This window comes from Pelagimonas varians (assembly GCF_003208435.1).
GTDB lineage: Bacteria > Pseudomonadota > Alphaproteobacteria > Rhodobacterales > Rhodobacteraceae > Pelagimonas > Pelagimonas varians.
On sequence record NZ_QKMF01000001.1, the window covers coordinates 166,474 to 185,345 of the forward strand.

The following is an 18,872-nucleotide window of genomic DNA, read 5'->3' on the forward strand; positions in this document are numbered from 1 at the left end:
CCAAAGTCAAGCGGAATACGTGGAAATCTGCCGGATTCGCAAAATATTCCTTGATTTGGGATCCCTAAACGGTGTTTCTTAGCCTCAATCCACAAGGAATCGGTACTTTCGGGGACTTGAGGAAATGTTTGGGATCCCGAAACCAATCCGGTTGTTGGACCCGAGCCAGGGAGGAAAACATGGCATTTTCACGTATCACTTTGTCCATCGCGCTGGCATCAGCGCTTGGCTTTTCAGCACATACGGCAACGGGTGAAGAACTGAGCGTCGCTACCTTTGTGCCGCCGCAGCATCACACCAACACAGTGTTGTTCAAATGGTTCGGTGAAGAACTGGAAACGCGTTCGGGCGGTTCGCTTTCGATGAAGCTGTTCCCCGCGGGTCAATTGGGGGCAGGGCCGGTACAACAATACAAACGGGCCGTAGAGGGGGTCGCCGACATTACCTTCGGAATCGCAGCTTATTCGCCTACGTTATTCCCCAAAACCATGTTGGCGATTTTGCCCGGAAAAGCAGAGAGTTCTGGTGAGGCGACCAAACGCTTGTTGGCCGTTTTTGATGAACATCTGGCCAGTGAATACAGCGACGTAAAGATGATTGCCTTGTCCACAGCGGCGGGTATCGGCATTGCCGCGACGCGCGATGTGTCCACGCTTGACGGGTTAAAGGGACGCAAAGTTGTACCCTATGCTGCGCTGACCACGCCAATCATCGAAGCCATGGGGGCTGTTCCGGTGCAAATGCCGGTTACTGAAATGTATACCGGCTTGTCGACGGGGACGATCGATGCGGCCTATGCCACCTACAACAACATGACTGCACCGTGGAATTTTTGGGATGTTGCGTCGCATTTTGTAACCAATGTTCCGGTCCAACATGCAGTGATCTTTGTTGTGATGAACAAAGAGCGGTACATGGGTCTGAGCGATGAACACCGCGCTATCATCGATGCGCTTTCGGGCGATCTGGCATCGATGAAACTGGCAGACAGCTTTGACGGTGCCGATGCAAAATCCCTAAAAATCATGGGCGAAACTGATGGCAAAAACTATGAGCTGATCGCCGTTTCTGATGACGAGCGCGCCAAAATGGATGCCGCTGTGGCAGATGGACTGAAGGTGATCTTTGCTGATTACGCCGAGCGCGGGATCGACAATGCCGAAACCATCTACAACGCAATCAACAAGTGATTGCGTCACCCGCCGGGGGCACGTTCCCCGGCAAATGAAACCGAACCACCAACTCTAATCAATCACAAAAGGAGGGCGAAACATGCCTGGTTTCCTGCGTTTGCTGGACCGTGCGTTGTTGTGGATATCAATTGTCTGCGGCGGGCTAACCCTGATTTTCATGACCGGATTTTCTGTCTGGAATGTTCTGATTATGCGCAAGGCATTCAATTCGCCCATCGTCGGGGCCGAAGATCTGTTGATCTTGGCGCTGGTGGTGATTGTCGCTCTGTCCATCCCTCTTGGGGCCCGCACTGGCGCTCATATCGAAATCGAAGTGCTTGAAGCGCATATGTCCGCAAAGTTTGCCAAAATCTCGATGGTCGCAGTCAAGTGCCTCGGCCTTGCTCTCTTGATCATCATGGCCTGGCGTCTTTGGCATGCGGGGCAAAGTGCCGTGCGGTTTGGCGAAACCACACAGCAGCTCCTGATTTCTTTTGAACCGTTTTACTACCTGCTTTCACTGTCTGTCTCGCTTTATGCCATTGTGTTGGTCTTCGACATTTACGGGCTGTTGCGGTCGAACCATATTGAACCTCTGCGGATCAATGGTGGCCCGTTATGATCAGCATGACCCTCCTTGGGCTTTTTGGCTTGCTCGCCCTATTTGTCCTTTTGGCATTGCGCATGCCTGTCGCCATTTCGATGCTTGCCGTCGGGTTTGCCGGAACGATCATCGCCAATGCCAACAAACTTATCGGGGTTGGCATGTCGTCAGATCAGGCTTGGGCGCGCGGCTTGAAAATCGCCTATTCCAATCTGGCTGGCGAAACATTCGAGGCCGCATCGAACTTCAACTTGCTGGTGATCCCTATGTTTGTCCTGATGGGCAACTTGGCGGGGGTATCGGGCATGTCCAATGACCTTTTCACAGCGGCGTATCGCTGGATGGGCCATATGCGCGGCGGGCTGGCATCCGCAACCATCGCGGCCTGCGCAGGGTTCGCGGCTCTCTCGGGGTCATCCCTGGCCTCAGCCGTTACAATGGGCCGTGTCGCCCTGCCTGAAATGAAGCGTTACAAATACTCTGACAGTCTGGCTACCGGGTCAGTGGCAGCGGGCGGCACGCTCGGGTTTTTGATCCCACCGTCCGGTGGGATGATCATTTACGCAGTTCTCACCGAACAATCGATCGGGCGTTTGTTCATGGCTGGGGTTTTTCCCGGCATCGTCCTCACTCTTTTGTTCATCGGCGCAATCTATCTGACGGTGCTTCGCAAGCCCGAAGCCGGTCCGTGTGGTGAACGATCCAGTCGCCAAGAGAGAATGGCCGCTCTGTGGCAAGCGCTTCCTATTCTCGGTGTCGTCATGGTGACCATTGGCGGTATGTATACCGGCTTTTTCACCCCTGTTGAGGCGTCCTCGGTCGGTGCCTTCTTTACCTTCCTTGTGGCGGCGATGCGGCGCTCCTTGACGCTCCAAGCGATGAAATCGGTGATTTTGCAGACGATGAATGCGACCGCGACGGTCTTTTTGATCATCATTGGCGCCTTTGTCTTTATCCCCTTCATGTCGCTTACCGAATTGCCCGCGCAATTGGTGGTGATCCTGACATCTTTGCCCATTGGTGACATCGGCGTCCTGCTGGTGATCATTTTGGCCTATATGTTCCTAGGCATGTTTCTGGAATCCATGGCGATGTTGGTGCTTACCATTCCGGTGGTGATCCCGATTGCGATTGGGCTTGAATGGGATCTGATCTGGTTCGGCATCATTGTGGTGATTGTTCTGGAGATGGGCATGATCAGCCCGCCGGTGGGCATCAATGTCTTCATCGTGAAATCCATCGCGCCCGAAGTGCCCATGGCCCAGATTTTCCGCGGGATTTGGCCGTTTTGGTTCGCCATGGCGGCGATGATCGGCCTTCTCATTCTTTTCCCTCAGATCGCGCTTTTCTTGCCTCAGACAATTGTCGGCGGGTAGTCGCAACAGGATGTAACCTATGAAACCCCTTTCCAAATTTCCCCCGCTTCAGCACTTTGTCAACGGTGTATGGGTTGATGCTGAAAACGGCGCTGTTTTTGATGTGATGAACCCTTTGGATGATGGCTTGTATGTACAGGCCGCCAAAGGCACCGATGTAGACATCCAAAAAGCGGTTGCTGCCGCCAAAGCCGCCTTTGCGACCTATCGCGAAACCCTGCCCAAAGAGCGTGAACGCTGGCTGTTGCGCGTGGCCGAGATCATGGAGGACCGCAAATCCGAGCTTTTGGACTGTCTGGTCGACGAAATCGGTTCACCGATCCAAAAGGCCATGTTCGAGTTTGAAAAGGGTCTGACAATGGTGCGCGCCGCTGCGGGGCTGTGCCGAAACGTACGCGGTGAGACCATACCTTCCGATGCGCCGGGAAAATTTTCTATGTCGGTCCGCGAACCTCTTGGCGTGGTGGCGGTGATCACCCCGTTTAACGTTCCGTTGATCAAAACCTCGCGGCTTGTGGCCAACGCTTTGGCTGTCGGCAACACGGTTGTGCATTTGCCCTCCGAAATGGCCCCGCGCCTCACCACCTTGTTTGCAGGCATTGTTGCCGAAGCAGGCTTTCCAGAGGGGGGCTATAATGTCGTAACTGGCTATGGCCATGAGATCGGTGACGCGCTGACAAGCCACAAGGATGTCGACTTTGTCACCTTTACCGGATCAACAATGGTGGGTCAGCACATCAATGAAATCTGTGCCAAAAACAAAACCCCGAATACGCTTGAACTTGGCGGCAAAAGTCCGACCGTCATTTTGGCAGATGCGGATTTGGACAAAGCCATGCCATTGGTTGCGCGGTCGATCTTTATGTTCGGGGGGCAAGCTTGTATCGGGTCAAGCAGGTTTTATGTCGAGCGCCCGTTGTTTGACGAATTCGTCAAACGGTTCTCTATGATTGCCAGCAAAGCAGGCATGGGCGATTTGCGCGATCCAACCACCGTTATTGCCCCGATTATCTCGGATCGTCAGCGACAACGCGTCAAAGACCACATCGCTGACGCCGTCGCCAAAGGCGCAACGATTGCGGCCGGCGGCGATTGGGAAGGCAACCGGTGCCAGCCCACATTGCTGACCGGTGTGACCGAAGAGATGACCGTGTGCCGGACCGAAACTTTTGGGCCGGTCACGTCAATCTACCCAATCGACAGTTATGAAGAGGGCTTGGAAAAGGCCAATGACACCGAATATGGCCTGTCTTCTGCGATTTTCACTAAGGATATCAACAAGGCTTTTCATTTCGCCCGCCATATCGACGCCGGAATGTGCCATGTCAACGGCCCGACCATCCATGACGAAGCGCATGTGCCGTTTGGTGGCAATGGTGAAAGCGGTGTCGGCCGCGAGGGGACCGATGCCGACATGGAAGCGATGACCGAGCTGAAATGGATCACAATCCAGCTTTGAACATTGCGTATAATTCGAATGGCTACCAAGGACATTTTTATGTTTACTCTCTATCACCACGGATCGTCGGTTTGTGCCGCTAAAGTGCGCTTTGCGATGGCGGAAAAAGGGTTGGATTGGGAAGGTGTCTATATCGACATCCTCAAAGGCGAACAGTTCAATCCGGACTATATGAAACTGAACCCAAAGGCGGTTGTTCCGACGCTGACACACGATGACACTGTCATCGTCGACAGCACAGTGATCGTGGAATATCTCGATCAAATCGCCCCGGATACCAGCGTTCACCCAACCGATCCAGCACAGCGCGCGCAAGCCCGCTATTGGACCAAAGCCGTTGACGAAGACCTGCACCCTGCCTGCGGTGCGGTGACTTTTGTCTGCTCCCATCGCCACACCGTTTTGAAAAATCTGGGCGCGGACGGTGTGAAAAAGTTTCTAGAGGCGACGCCAGCCATGTCAGTAACATCCAATTGGAAAGACCTGAAAGACGGCTATACGCGGTACGGGTTCGACGCCCCGGGCGCGGCGGAAAAGGTCAAGCTTTACGACAGCTACCTTGCCAAAATGGAAGCCGCGCTTGACGGTAGGCCTGAGGGGGGGCTTGAGGGTGGAAATGACCGTGGAAATAACTGGCTGGTTGGCAACGCATTCTCAATCGCGGACATTGCCATGACGCCTTATGTTAACCGGCTGGCGATGATGTCGATGCGTGGGATGTGGGAAAACGGCCGCTTGCCCAATGTCGAAAAATGGTTCGCCCGGATCGAGGCGCTTCCGAATTTTAAGACGTGCCTGATCGACTGGGTGCCCGAAGACCTGACCAATGATCTGCGAGACAACGGTGCCCAAAGCTGGCCCGACATTGCCAAGATCCTTGAAATCGAAATTTGATACGAGAGGAAGAACCTATGGGACGTTTGCAAGGTAAAACCGCTGTCATCACTGGTGCCGCACGTGGGATCGGGGCCGTCATGGCCAAACGCATGGCCGAAGAGAGGGCCAACGTTGTCGTCACGGATGTTTTGGACACTACCGAAACTGTCGAGGACATCAAAAAGGTAGGCGGAACGGCCATTGGGCTGAACGTCAACGTCATCTCGGATGACGACATCGCCATCATGGTCGCGACAACCGAAAAGACCTTTGGCAGACTGGATATATTGGTCAACAACGCGTCGATTTTTGCTGCGTTGGAGCCGAAACCGTTTTTGCAGATCGAAAATGAAGAGTTTGACAAGGTCATGACCGTCAACGCACGCGGAGTGCATCAGGTCACCCGTGGAACTGTCCCGGCCATGATACGCTCAGGCGGAGGCAAGATCGTCAATATTGCATCCGGCACGTTTTTCTACGGGCCTCCGGGACTGTCACATTATTCCGCGTCCAAGGGGGCCGTGATTGCGATGACACGCGGACATGCTCGCGAGTTGGGGGACAAGAACATTCAGGTCAACGCCATTGCCCCTGGACTGACAGAAAGCGAGGCGTTGCAAGGTCACGCAGGGTTTGATCCGGCGCGGGGGCCGACGGTGCAATCGCGTTCCATCAAGCGTGACATGCTCCCCGAAGACTTGCTGGGCACGCTGATGTACCTGATCACACAAGACAGCGATTTTGTGACGGGTCAGACGCTGAATGTGGATGGCGGCAAAGTGAACCTCTAAACTAAATCCCCGCGGCGTTTAAGCGCTGTGGGGCGGGGGAGCCGTAGACAAATTGTGCAGAATGAGAGGGTTTATTGGCCCTGAGTGTTACGTCTTTTCCCGGTTGCAAGGGGGGAGGCGCAAGCACCAAAAGCGATTGGCCTCAGGCACGGCCAAGGGCCAAAGTGAACCCCGATCGGTCTTATCATGCAAGGCGGTCCAATGCAGGGGCATAGGTTGAGCGCCACGAGGTTTCCCAAGATTTCCCCAAGCAACGCAAAAAGTCCTTGAGGGGGCAGCAAGTGGGATGAAGATCTAAATCGCCAGCCAGTCTGGATACACAATCTTGGACTACCAGCCAGCACCCGGGCGGCACTTCCCAAGCCGGTAATGCATGCAATCGTGGGCAAGGTTGCGTGGCCAAAGGCCGTGTCACCATGACTAACAAAACCGATTGTTGTCTCAAGTGTGTCCGCGTTGAATTTGCGAACAGGTCAAGTGCGGCGCGCTTGAGCCGAGACATTGTTGTGGTGGGTTGCAAAGTGATCCTTTGCCCCCCAGCGTGGCCCGCTGGAACCTCCTCCAGCCAGATCCGGCAATCACAAAACGGATCATGGTCGGCGTTAAATTGTGGCAGACTTTGACGATCCAGATACCGGTGCCGGAGCGGCCTAAAACTTTGCACCCAACCAAAACCAATTTGGAGAGGACCGTCATCCAAGATCACCCATTGCGCAGCGCCGTTAATGAGAGATTGAAAGGGGAAGGGCCCCCATAGGACGCCCTGAAAGCTGCGTAAAATCTGATGTCACGCTTGGGGGAGCGTTCGGCAAACAGGTCAAAACCTAAAAACTCTTTCTGCACCATCGCAGACGCCGGTGGAATGCTGGGTGGATCGAAACCCGATGTATTTATGGGTATTTTTTAGAAAGTCACGTGGGCCTGTGCCCCGGCGAAACCTTCCTCGCCGCTGCTTTTACATTTTCAGGAGCTTGTCCGCTTGGGTCTCTTCTCCTGATCGGTGTCAAATGATGGCGGCACGGGGGGGAGCCGCGCCGCTTTTGGAAAGTTTACTTACCGGACAGTTGCTGTAGCGCCGTCGCCCAGTCTTCCACATGGTAGGTCCGAACGATCTTGCCCTCTTCGAATTCGTGAATATCGATCGTCAAAATATCAAAGCTACGGCCTTGGCCGTCGACTCCAAAAAAGGGGGCGACAGGCGTACCGGTTGCACGGCTCCGAACCACAACTGTGTCACCATCTTCGTGCATATCCTGAATCGCCCAGTCCAAATCGGGCATCAGTTGCGCGAACCCACCCATCTGGCCAATAAACGCGTCGCGGCTTTTGTTCTCACCGGTATAGTTTCCGATGCTGATCCACTCGGAGGTTGACGCGTTCTGGAACGCCTCAACCATGGCCGCATCACCGGGGTTGCTTAGCAAATCGTAGAATACGGATGCAGTTTCTTTGTTGTCGGCCAAACCAGCCGTTGCTGACAATACAAACGCCAGCGAAGTGGCTCCAAACAGGCTTTTCATAGTCATCTGTGTACCTCTGAGTGTTTTCATTGGACGGATCATCAATCCGCGTTTCAAACAGATAACGCTTGAGATTATTCTGGATTACCCGATAATTTCAGATGAATTAATTCTGCTGAGGCGAACAATGATTGAGAAACTGCGCAGCATCGCAATCTTTTCAACAGTGGTTGATCAAAACTCGTTCCGCGGGGCATCTCTTTACCTTGGTCTCGCCCCGTCGCGCGTTAGCGAAGTTGTCTCCCAGCTCGAAGCGGACCTTGGCGTAACGTTGCTATACCGGACAACGCGTCAGCTCTCGTTAACCCATGAAGGGCGGCTTTTGCATGAAAAGGCGCAGACCATGTTGGCCGCCGCAGAGGCCGGGCTTGATGCGGTTAGCACATTGTCACACGAGCCTTCTGGCTCTCTTCGCGTGTCAGTGCCTGCATTTATCGCGCAAACGCAGCTCATGGACCGGTTTGCAGAGTTTTTGGCCAAATACCCCAGTGTGGATGTAAATTTTCATTTTTCCGACCGGCGCTCTGATCTCATAAAAGATGGCTTTGATGCAGTTATAAGGGCCGGATGGCTTGACGATAGTGAGTTCATGTCGCGTAGCATTGGCCACACCGAACGTTTTTTGGTCGCCAGCCCTGAATATGTGACGTCAAAGGGCGCACCCACATCTCCCAAGGATTTGGAGAACTGGGACTGGATACGGTTCAAAATGCGCACCGCGCAAACGGAGCTTACGTCACCCTCAGGCGATACCGTTTCCGTTTTGGGAAAGTCGAATGTAACCGTGAATTCGGCTGAGGCACTGCATGAATTTGCAATCCGGGGATTGGGGGTTTCCAGTGTTCCCAAACACTTGGCATCCCGAGGGTTTGAGCGTGGAGAATTGGTCCATATCTTGCCTGAATGGAGCCTGCGGCCTTTGGGCTTGTACGCTGTTTGGCCAAACCAGTCGCGTCGCGAAAACCTGACAACGCTATTTGTACGGTTTTTGTCAGCAAGCGAAACCACCGCAGGTGTCGAGTAACCAAGCTTGCGCGGCCCCGCCAAGATTTGACATCATACATCTGGTCAACAATGTGGTTGTCGCCGCAAAACTGGAGTTTCCACATTGCCAAAGCCTTGGTCGGGGCAGTGCCAGGTTCTGTGTATGACGGTGTGGCAGACAACACCTTGGCGCACGATGACTTGGATTTGGAATTCAACGCCAGTGACCAGGTGGAACTGACACACCTCTGGATACAGTCTATAAATGTGGATGAACCGCTTGTCTTTCAGGCATAGGCACCCAAAGCGGTGCCGAAACCGGATAGAAACGGTCGGAGGTTGTGGACAGCCAAGGATCGGTGGTTTGGGTCTTTGCGTTCCAATTGTCAGTGCCGCGCTGTCTCAGTCAGTCCTGAACTTTGACGACTTGTCCGCTTGAGGCCAGCGGCGCAGAATCCCTGATTGTTCCCATAAGTTGATAGGCCAAAGCGGCAGAAAGAGGCGGGCCCTCGAGCGCGGTCATTGCATCTGCCAAGGGCACGGCGCTGCCTTCAAACAACAAACAGGCAACCAGCGTTTGAGAGGCCGGTCCCATCGCTGGCCAATACATCCGCGTGCCGTCTGGCAAGGGCGGCAGATCATCCGGCATCAGCAGGTTCTGCCCGCCCAGCACCCAAGGCGCTGCGGTATAGGCATTGGGCACAATCACCGATAGGCTGCCCGCGTCATCTATTGAAAAGCACATTACTTGGCCGGGCCGGTCCGTTGTCACCGACAATTGGATCAAGCTGTCAGGGCAAGCGGTCAACAGGCGGTTGAAGTCGGATGTCTTGCAGATAGGGTAGTGGTCTTCGCGGCCGCCAAGCGTTTGCAGTTCCATACGGGCGGGTCCAATTCCTTGGATCAATCCGAGAAGCGGTTCAAACCCGCTTTGCCCCTGTTCAAACCGCGGATCCAATCCGGCACGCAAATGTGGGGCCAGTTGCAAGGCGGACAGATCAAGCGTGCGGGTCGCCAGCAAATCCGGACCATCCGACAACCGCAAAACCAGCTGAAACCGGTCGGCATCGATCAGGCGAATGGTTCCGGATAGATAAAACCCCTGTGGCGGGGCTGCGCCGCGCAACACACGCGGCGCGCGCGCATCTTGGATCATTGCGGTGATGGATTGTGCCGATGAAAACCACGCTTCTATCGTGATGTCAGACAAGGCCTGCCCAAGCGGCGTTTCAAAACCGGACCGTTCGTTGACAAAGGCCCCAATGGTGATCTGGTCGCGGGCTTGCGGCACAGATTGTTGAAGCTGCGCCACAGCTTGTGTGATGCCGCCGCGCGGGGTTGCGGCCATCGCGGTGCCTTGGGTGCTGACAGGGACGTCCGAGGTTTTCGCCAAGACCCGCCCGTCGCTCAGGGCTACAAGGGTCAGGCGCAGCGTCGCGCTGCCCGCGCCGATACCGGTTTCGCCCACCAAAACAAATTCCGCCTCTTGGCGCAGGGTGGTGGATATTGCTTGGGTCCATGCTTCTTGGCCCTGACGTCCCCGGACCAATGCCAGAGTGCTGCGCAAATCAGCACTGCCCGCCAAAATGCGCGGCTTGGCTGGCCAATCAGCAACCATCAATTGCGCCACCCGGCTCATGATGGCTTCGACCTGCGCCATGGGCAATGCGCTGTCCATCGGCGGGGGCGGGGCAAGGGCGATGCGGCTGCCCGTCGGCATATCCGAAAAGCGGACCAAGGCCGCAAGTTGGCTGGACAGTGCCGTTTCTTCAGGGGTTTGCGCAGCGGCAGGGGACATGGCCGCAAACATCAACGTCAGGGATACAAGCGCCAGTCTAAGCGTCAGGTTTAGGGTTTCACGAGCAGGGTGTTTCATTGCGGCTCAGTTTCCCTTGGGGATTTCAGTCAACACGGAATCGGCGCTGCCGGGCAACAGGCTGGGCGATTGCCGCAGGTCCGAAAGGGCCAACCCCTTGTCGATATAATTGCGCAGCTCGCTCAGGTAGATCTGGCCATCAGCGTCTTTGTCGGCTTTGCCGCGCAGCCCTTCGAGTGCGAACCACGAAAAGGCTCCGTGCTGTTTTTCAGGCAGCCAGTGCGCGAATTGCGGGCTTTGAAAATCGGTTGCGGTCAGGACCGACACTTTGGCTTTTTCAATCGGGGCAGCGATGGCGACGCCAAAGGCACCCGAGACACCGGGCACAAGGCTGCCTTGGCTGGACAGGCCGGAAAAACAGGCATCAAGCAGCACAGTGACACGCGCTACCGGCAGGTTTTCAAGACGGCGGATCAGCATATCAAGCGGATAGGCCCCAAAGCCGGGTTCGGCGGCAGGTACATCCACGGGCAACAAATATCCAATCGGCAGGCCTTCGCTGCGAAACACCGGTACGCCATGGCCGGAATAGAAAACGATGATTTCATCGACAAAACGGGCGCGGCGAAACAATTTGCCTTCGGGCAGGTCATCGGTGCCGAAATACCGCGCCATTCCGATAGAATTCAGATCGGTTTCAATCAAGATGTTTTCCGGAACGACGCCCAACATGTCTTGAAACAATTCGGCAAAGGCGACGGCGTCGTTATGGGCGTATTCGACGGGGGGCGCTTCGGCATATGTGCGGTTGCCGATTACCAAAACCAAAACGTCATCGCGGAGCGGTACGGGCGGTGCTGTAGGAACCGGCGCAGGGGCAGGCGGCGCAGCCGGTCGCGATGTGGCCAGCTGCGGGGCGGGCATATCGGGCAGGTCCGGCCATAAGGACTGTGGCAAAGACCAAAGCCGCGCCGTCAGATCCCAACTGCCGGTCAGGATCTGTCGGCCATCGTGGCTATAGGCGACGGCATCAACCGATGCTTCGTGGCCGGAAAACGACTGGATGGGCTTTCCGGTTTCGACATCGCAAATCCAGGCCGTATTGTTCCAGTCACCTGTCAGAATTGTTTTGCCATCACGTCCAAAAGCCACTGATCGGATCGATGCCCCATGGCCGGGGAACACGCGGGTTTGCTGACCGGTTGCGACATCCCATAACCGGGTTGTGCTGTCCCAGCTTCCGGTCAGGGCGGTTGCGCCATCGGGGCTGAAATCTACCGATAGAACCGCCGCGTCATGGCCGGTGAGAACTTGCACTTGCTGCCCTGTTGCGGTGTCCCAAATTCGGGCGGTGGTGTCAGCACTGCCGGTCAAAATGCGGGTGCCATCGGTGCTAAACGCGACTGATGTCAGGGCGTCGCCATGGCCTTCGAATTGCCGGATTTCGCGGCCTGATGCGACATCCCACAGGCGCGCCATCCCATGGTTGGTCGCCGCCAGCGCGTGTCGCCCACTGGGGCTAAAGGCGACGGCAGTGATCCGGTCGGCCTTGCTGTCAAACTGCTGCAATTGCGCGCCGCTGACCGCATCCCACATGCGCATTGTGCCATCCATAGAACCCGTTAGAACGCGGGCACCATCCGGGCTAAAAGCAACCGAGGTGACGCGTTCGTCATGCCCTTCAAAGCCGATAATTTCGCGGCCTGATGCAACATCCCACAACTGCGCGCTCCAATCCCAACTGCCCGTCAGGACCTGGGTGCCGTCTGGGGAAAAGGCAACGGATTTGATCGCGCCCTGATGGCCTTCAAGGACCCGCGCTGTGGTCTGTTCGGTTTGGGTACAGGCGGCGTCCGCCCAGAAAACCAGAAACGCCAGCGCGGCGGCATGGACAAGGTTTTGGCCAAAGCGTTCGTACGAGATATGTTTCATTGCAGGCGCTTTCTGTGAAAGGGGCAGAGCGGTGCGCTGCGGCCAAACCAAGGCGGCCGCATCACATTTTTATCGTGGCTTACCAAGTGATGGTGATATTGCCGTCTTTGTCAGTGTTCATGGTGCCCGGTGCCTGTGTATCGGGCTGTGCGGTTGGGGCGGCTGGCTCTGCAGGTGCGGTTGGTGCAGGAGGCGCGGCAGCTTCGGGCGGTTGTTGGGCCGGGGCTGCGGCAGCATTGGCCTCGGGGTCATAAGGGGGGTAGCCGCCAACGGGCACCACCAAGGTCACCTCGACCCGGCGGTTGATCGCAGCGGTTGGAGACGCCGGAGTTTTCAGACGGCTTTCCCCCCAGCCGACCGATAACAAGCGGGCCGGATCAATGGGGAAGTTGTTGATCAAATACCGCCGCACTGCATCTGCGCGCCGTTCGGACAGCTGTTGGTTATAGCGTGCATCGCCGCGAGAATCCGTATGACCAGCGATAAGATAGGTATACCGCCGCAGCCGGTTTGATGCCAAAGCATGCCCCAGCGCGCCCAGATCCCGACGCGCTTGCACGCTCAGATCAGAGCTGTTGAGGGCAAAGAACACCTCAAGATCAACGCTGACGCTGCGTAGCAAATAAACCGTGGTGCCGCGAATTTCGGCGGCTTCGGGCATCGCCGAGGATTCTTGTTGGCCTGCAATCGGCGCCAGTTGGGTGATCAAACCTTCGATATCTGCCGATTGATCCCCCCAAGCGGGCATAGTGGCTGTGCCAAAGCACAATGCGACGGCAAAGGCCTGCTTCAAGCTGCGTGTTGCGTTTTTCATATGCCTCTCTCCTTTTAAGACTGGATGCGGGTCAGTTGCCGCGCAAAAGATCGTTGATACCGCCGGCCGACATTGGCGCGCCTAGACCATTGGATGGGTTTGCCGGACGAACGGATTCCGCGGGCCGGGATGGGGCGGCGTGCCCTTGGTCCCTGCCTTGGGCTGCGATGTCGCGCAACAGGTCCGACTGGGCCAGAATTGCGGAAATCCGTGTGCTTTTGTTAAAGCTGCTGTCGTCGGTTTCCGTCATCCCGCCGCTGTGGTGCAGCGCCACCGGCCGCATCTGCCGGTCAAACAAGATTGAACCGGAACTGCCGGGCTGGGTGTCACAGCGGTGGCGCAAAATCGGGCCGTCTTCTTGGGTTTTATCGGCAAAGCAGCGGAACCGTGTCATGACCTGCGGGCGGCCGAGCGGGTGATGAATGACCATCAGACTGTCGCCGGGATCAACATGGGTTTCGACAAAATCAAGCGGTGTCACATCGGGCGGGACGTCTGTCAGCCGCACAAGGCTAAAATCAAGAAATTCGTGCCAGTCAGAGGGGTTCACAGACAGCCGGTAGCGGTTGTTGTCCTCTTCGCCCTGCCTCAGATAGCCAATCAGGATGGACGCCGCCAAAAGCGTATGGCCGTCATGACCGGGAATGCAGTGATGGTTGGTGATCACCCATCCACCGGGCAAAACCGACCCTGTGCAGGTGCCCAGTCCGCGCGTGCCGTCAGGCCCTTCGCTGAGCAGATCAACCCGCCCCACCGCCAAGGCCATTTGGCGGATGGGGTTGTCCAAGGGCAACTCGCGGATCGGCTCAAAGGCCCCTTTGTTGGCCGCAATATAGGTGCTGGCATTGCCGGTGCTTTCGCGCGGCAGAAGGTCGGTTTGACCATAGTCTTTGGGGTCGAAATACGCCATCTGTGCGGCGGCGCTGCCCGATATGGCGGCCAATACGGCGGCCAGAACCATAGGTTTCCAACGGTGTGTCATTGCGTTTGCTCCCCTCAATTGAACATGCCCGGCACCAGAGTAAAGTCGCGAAACTCGACCTCTGTGGTCTCACTGCCCCAGCTGGTGGCGGTGAGGCCGATGCGGTTGAAATTGTCTTTGACCGAGGTCTCCATGGTGCCCAGCTCGCTCCAGGAGCTGGTGGCAGGATCGAAGTATCGAAATTTGAAAAAGGATCCGAATTTGACGACCTGCAAAATGCCTTCGTCGCCGCCTTGTGGTGCTGAAAACGCCCCGGAGTTGCCGGAATGCCGCGCCAGATCAGTGGCATGAGAGGTGCAATCATCTGAATAGGACCCGCCAATATTCAGCCCTTTTTGATTGATCGGCCCAAAGGTAATCTGTTTGGTTGATCCGTGTTCTGCCCCGTTCCAAAGCGTAATTCCCGCAGTGGTATTGCTGTGGCGTGTGCCCATCCGATAGCGGACCTGTGCCACCCAGGCGTCGCGCGGCGGCACAGCGACAGACAAGATTGGTGCTGTATTGCGATTGCAGCTCCAAACGCCGTTGTGGCCACCTGTGGTTTGCATCCGCACCGCTGATCCGCGAATTTCGTGGACCGAATTGCCGTCTGGATCGCTCCATTCGAAATCTGCGAAATCCGTGCCTGCAAAGGTTACAGGTTCGCCCAAACGCAATTTGGCATAGTACGCGGGGAACCAGCGATCCGGTTCGGTTTCGCCAGCAATGATGCGAAAGTTGGAAAAGGTCACTGTAACCGGTTCAGATCCCCATGTTTTGGCGATCATGCCGACCTTGGAAAAGGCATCGCGGACCGACGCTAGCGTCGTGCCGATGTGTTCCCAGTTTCGACGTTCCGGCGCTTTGACATAGAACGAAACCTTGTCGCCATCGCGCGAGATGCGCAGCCGTCCGCTGCTGCGGCCATACTTGATGTTGAACAAGCCTTCGCTGCCCAATTGATAGCGCAAGTCATTGGCACCGCTCGAACAATCAATTGCATTTGATCCTGCGACACCCAGATCACCGGTGTCTGAGGGGCCAAAGTACAGGTTATGCACGGGGGCATCTTCGAATTCACCGTTCCAGACAACAAGCCCGACATGGCTGCGGCCGATCCGAGCCGGCAGATCAAAATCCACTTCGGCGGTCCACCGGTCAACGGGCGGTGTATCCACGGATAAAATCGGCGCGGTGCTGCGGTCGCAATTCCACATGTCTCGGCCACCGCTGGCTTTGATTTTGACCGTATCGTCGGTGATCTCATGGATGGAATCTCCGGCTGGATCATTCCATTCGAAATCTGCAAAATCCTCGCCCTTGAAGGTGAATTCCCCGTCATTGGCCAGTTTGCCAATGTAGTCCGGTGTCCATGTTTCCACATCTGCATGACCGGGGATCAGGCGGAAATCGGCAAACGACGCGACCACCGGTTCAGAGCCCCAAGTCTTTGTAATCAGGCCGACATGGGTCAGGTTGTCTTTGCCTTCGACCTGCATCGAACCAACATGGTGCCAATTGTGCATATGTGGAGATTTGAAATAGAAGCTGAGGGTGTCGCCTTGGCGGGCCATACGCAGCCAGCCGCGCCCGCCGCTATACTCGACGTTAAACCGGCCTTGCGTATCGTCGCGGCGGCTGAGGTCGCCATTGCCTGCGGAACAGTCTTCGCGGTAGGAGCCGCCAACAGGCAGGCCCTTGGTTTCTGCAGGGCCGAAATAAAGTGAATGCACCTTTGAATTTTCGGAGGCCCCATTCCAAAGCGCGAGACCAACATGGGTGCGGCCAATGCGGGCGGGCAATTGGAACCAGACCTGTGCAGACCATGTATCCAAGGCTGGGGCAGGCACCGATAGGATAGGCGCAAGGCCGCGGTTACAGTTCCAGATGTCGTGGCTGCCGGGCGCACGCATGTGAATCCATTCCTTGTCCACTTTGTATTGACTGTCGCCTTGGGGGTCTGACATGTTCCAAGCGCTGCCCGCGACGCGGTAGCCTTGCGGGCCGACATCGCGGATTGCGGTTTTGTCTGGCGCGTCCAGCTCTTCGGCAGCACCGCCGCTGCCAAAAAAGCCCTGCGGCAGGTCGCGGCGTGCTGTCAGCTGAAAGAAGTCGCCATCGCCCTCTGACACACTGGGCAGCCAATCGGATTCGCCGCCGTCGCTTTCGGTTTTGGACAGGTTGACGCCGCCTTTCAGTTCAAGCGGCGCTTGGTCCGTGTCGCCCAGATCGGGCATAAAGGGAATGTCGACAGTGGCAGTTTGCGGATCTGCGTCAGGGTCAGCATCCGGGTCAGCTGCGGCATCCGTTGCAGGGGCTGTTGCGGGATCGGTCGGGGCCTGTGCGACCGGTTCACCTGCGGCGGCTGCTGCTGCGGCCAGTTCGGCGGCTTCGGCTTCACGCGCGGCGATCAGTGCCTTCAGTTCTTCGATCCGTGCAATCGCGGCTTTTGAAAAACGGCCAGTGGGATAGGCATCCAAATAGGTCTGCACCACCTCGGGGTCTTGGCTGATAACCAGCGTTGTCCACAAGGTGATTTCGGCCATGGCTTCGGTGATGTCATCGGGGCTTGTCGGGCCTGCGGATTGCGGGAAGTCATCCAGAGGCGCGGTGAGCCGGCCAGGTAAGGCAAAGACAAAATCGCCGCGATCATAATCCGGATCACGCAGTTTTCCATAGCGCGGGGTTTGCGAATCTTCGGTGTAATTCACCATTGTATCAGACAGATACAGCCCCAATTCGGTGCCGGTCAGATACCCGTCGCCGTTGGAATCCGCATCGCTTTCGCCCGCTAGGGCGCGCAGGAACAGGCGGCGGAAGGTGCCGTCATCGCTGACTTGTTGTTCCGCATCGCCAGAGGTCATGAATTGCCGCGTCGGCAATGTAGTGATCCGCGTGATCGCGGCGGGGACTGCGCCGGCGCGGGTGGTAAAGATCGTGCCGCTAAAGCAGCTGTCAAAGATCGCCAGAACATGTTTGGAATCGGCCAGACGCATCAGCCCGCCAAAGTCGCGCATATGCAGCGCTTGGACCTTAAAGGCAGGTTCGGACGGCGCGGGGGCGTCGATGGGCACCAAGAACCCTTCGCCCTTGATCGAATGCCCATGACCTGCGTACCACAGCAGCAGGCGGGCTTGGGGATCGGCCCCTTGGATGGCGAAAAATTCACGAAGGGTTTCGCGCAAACCGGCACTGTCCAGATTTTCTGCAAGGGTCACTTCGAACCCCTGATCGGTCAAACCGGCGGCGATGTCGCGGGCATCTGCGATGGCATTGGACAGGCTGGGCCAGCCTTGGGAATAAGCGTCATTGCCGATCACCAGTGCGTAGCTGTTTGCATATAGTTCAACATGGCCAGCGACGGGCGCTGTGGCATCGGGGGCGGCGCGCAGCTCAACAGTCAGACCGCGCGATTCAGCCAAGGCGGGGGTGCCAAGGGCGATGGGCAAAAGAAAGGCTGTGCCAAGGGCAAATGTGCGAAACATAGCGATATCCGTTTTCAAATTCCCTGGAAATGGACGGTGCTGTCTGGGCAGCACCGTCCGTCAGCTTTGGGGAGGGTTAGCGGTTAGCCCCAAGGCCGATTTTTTGAACATCAAAGCGGTTGCCCACCATTGAGATCCGGGCTTGGACACCCAACTGCTCTGCCATCAGACGCAAATTGCGATTGAGACGGGCAGTGTCGGAACATGTCTCGTACCAGTATTCGGCCGATGTCATGGTCACCCGCACGGGGCGGTGGTGATCGTAGCCTTTGAAAACAACCAGATACTCTTCGATGCGGGTCATTTCCTCGGGGGCAAAACCGCTAAAGGCCAAGGTGTAGGCGGTGGTCAAACCCACGCAGCCGGTTGTGGCCATTGGTGCGGTTGTGACAGGTGCCATGCCTGCTTGTGGTGCAGGTGCTTGCAGTGGAACCTGAGCGCGGGCAGGTGACAGGGCATCCAGTTTGATTGCCAATACCGCGCCGACGTCTGCAGCAATCCGGCGGGCTTCGCCGCCGACCTGTTCCAACACGCAATCGCGGTTACAACCCGGTGGCAGAGGGGGCAGTTCGCCGGGGCCATAGGCCACTTCGAAGTTGCCCATCGCGCGGCCGGTTTGCACGTGAACCATGCGGCCCGTGACGCGGATGCGAAGATCGATCACACCGGGGGCATAAACGTTCTGTTCAGCCGAGGCATAGATCTGGAACACAACCACCGCATCGATCGGCACGTTTGGCACGCGCTTGGCGACGGTCAGCAATTCGGCATCGGTGCGGCGCACGCGGGCCGGATTTGTCACAGCCATGGTTACGGCGGTTTCGTCATACACCGCAAAGCCCATTTGCTGCATTTCGTTGGACAAAGCCAGCAGAACGCGGTTGAACACCCGTGAATTGCGCGGAACCGTATCTTGGTCGGCGTCTTCGCCCATAATCAACAGGTTGGGCTGTTCGCCCGCCATGACAGGTGCGGCGGTGAGAGACAGAGCCAACATGAGCGGAAGCGCCATGAAGGATGTCATCAAGGCCTTGATGAAAGGTTTCATTGAAAAGGTCTCCTTTTGGGCCAGTTCAGGACCC

14 protein-coding genes are annotated in these 18,872 nt (G+C 56.7%); 7 read left to right on the forward strand and 7 right to left on the reverse strand.

Annotated elements, in window-relative coordinates; all coding sequences use genetic code 11:
- Positions 1-179: 179 nt before the first annotated feature.
- The 6 genes from C8N36_RS00800 (at position 180) to C8N36_RS00825 (ending at position 6,278) form a co-directional block, all read left to right on the forward strand.
- Positions 180-1,190: a TRAP transporter substrate-binding protein gene (locus C8N36_RS00800; protein WP_097802847.1), complete on the forward strand. Its 1,011-nt coding sequence runs from the start codon at positions 180-182 to the stop codon at positions 1,188-1,190.
- Positions 1,191-1,272: 82 nt separating this feature from the next.
- Positions 1,273-1,794, forward strand: coding sequence for a TRAP transporter small permease (locus C8N36_RS00805; protein ID WP_097802846.1), 522 nt, complete (start codon positions 1,273-1,275; stop codon positions 1,792-1,794).
- Positions 1,791-3,152 (forward strand): TRAP transporter large permease, encoded by a 1,362-nt coding sequence (locus C8N36_RS00810; RefSeq protein ID WP_097802845.1) that lies wholly within the window; start codon positions 1,791-1,793, stop codon positions 3,150-3,152. The genes C8N36_RS00805 and C8N36_RS00810 overlap by 4 nt, the downstream gene beginning before the upstream one ends.
- Positions 3,153-3,171: 19 nt before the next feature.
- On the forward strand, positions 3,172-4,611 hold the full coding sequence (locus C8N36_RS00815; RefSeq protein WP_097802844.1) for an aldehyde dehydrogenase family protein: 1,440 nt from the start codon (positions 3,172-3,174) through the stop codon (positions 4,609-4,611).
- Positions 4,612-4,650: 39 nt separating this feature from the next.
- Positions 4,651-5,505, forward strand: coding sequence for a glutathione S-transferase family protein (locus C8N36_RS00820; RefSeq protein WP_097803008.1), 855 nt, complete (start codon positions 4,651-4,653; stop codon positions 5,503-5,505).
- A 17-nt stretch (positions 5,506-5,522) separates the two neighbouring features.
- Positions 5,523-6,278 carry an SDR family NAD(P)-dependent oxidoreductase gene (locus C8N36_RS00825; RefSeq protein ID WP_097802843.1) on the forward strand — a complete coding sequence of 252 codons (756 nt, stop codon included), beginning with the start codon at positions 5,523-5,525 and terminating at the stop codon, positions 6,276-6,278.
- Positions 6,279-7,327: 1,049 nt separating this feature from the next.
- Here the strand turns inward: C8N36_RS00825 and C8N36_RS00830 are convergent.
- Positions 7,328-7,828, reverse strand: a complete 501-nt coding sequence (locus C8N36_RS00830) for an ester cyclase (RefSeq protein WP_245910688.1) — start codon at positions 7,826-7,828, stop codon at positions 7,328-7,330.
- 97 nt (positions 7,829-7,925) lie between these two features.
- Here C8N36_RS00830 and C8N36_RS00835 point away from each other — a divergent pair, with 97 nt between their 5' ends.
- A complete protein-coding gene (locus C8N36_RS00835) occupies positions 7,926-8,822 on the forward strand; it encodes a LysR family transcriptional regulator (protein WP_097802841.1) in 897 nt (298 codons plus the stop codon).
- 366 nt (positions 8,823-9,188) lie between these two features.
- Here C8N36_RS00835 and C8N36_RS00845 read toward each other — a convergent pair whose 3' ends face one another.
- The 6 genes from C8N36_RS00845 to C8N36_RS00870 all read right to left on the reverse strand — a co-directional run bounded on the left by C8N36_RS00845 (position 9,189) and on the right by C8N36_RS00870 (position 18,838).
- Entirely contained in the window at positions 9,189-10,658 is a 1,470-nt protein-coding gene (locus C8N36_RS00845) for a DUF4384 domain-containing protein (RefSeq protein ID WP_097802839.1), read from the reverse strand.
- A 6-nt stretch (positions 10,659-10,664) separates the two neighbouring features.
- Positions 10,665-12,530, reverse strand: coding sequence for a WD40 domain-containing protein (locus C8N36_RS00850; RefSeq protein ID WP_097802838.1), 1,866 nt, complete (start codon positions 12,528-12,530; stop codon positions 10,665-10,667).
- Between the two features lie 79 nt (positions 12,531-12,609).
- On the reverse strand, positions 12,610-13,344 hold the full coding sequence (locus C8N36_RS00855) for an OmpA family protein (RefSeq protein ID WP_097802837.1): 735 nt from the start codon (positions 13,342-13,344) through the stop codon (positions 12,610-12,612).
- A gap of 31 nt (positions 13,345-13,375) precedes the next feature.
- Positions 13,376-14,326, reverse strand: coding sequence for a trypsin-like serine peptidase (locus C8N36_RS00860; protein WP_097802836.1), 951 nt, complete (start codon positions 14,324-14,326; stop codon positions 13,376-13,378).
- 14 nt (positions 14,327-14,340) lie between these two features.
- Positions 14,341-17,790 (reverse strand): caspase family protein, encoded by a 3,450-nt coding sequence (locus tag C8N36_RS00865; protein WP_097802835.1) that lies wholly within the window; start codon positions 17,788-17,790, stop codon positions 14,341-14,343.
- Positions 17,791-17,866: 76 nt separating this feature from the next.
- Positions 17,867-18,838, reverse strand: a complete 972-nt coding sequence (locus C8N36_RS00870; RefSeq protein WP_097802834.1) for a hypothetical protein — start codon at positions 18,836-18,838, stop codon at positions 17,867-17,869.
- Positions 18,839-18,872: the final 34 nt, after the last annotated feature.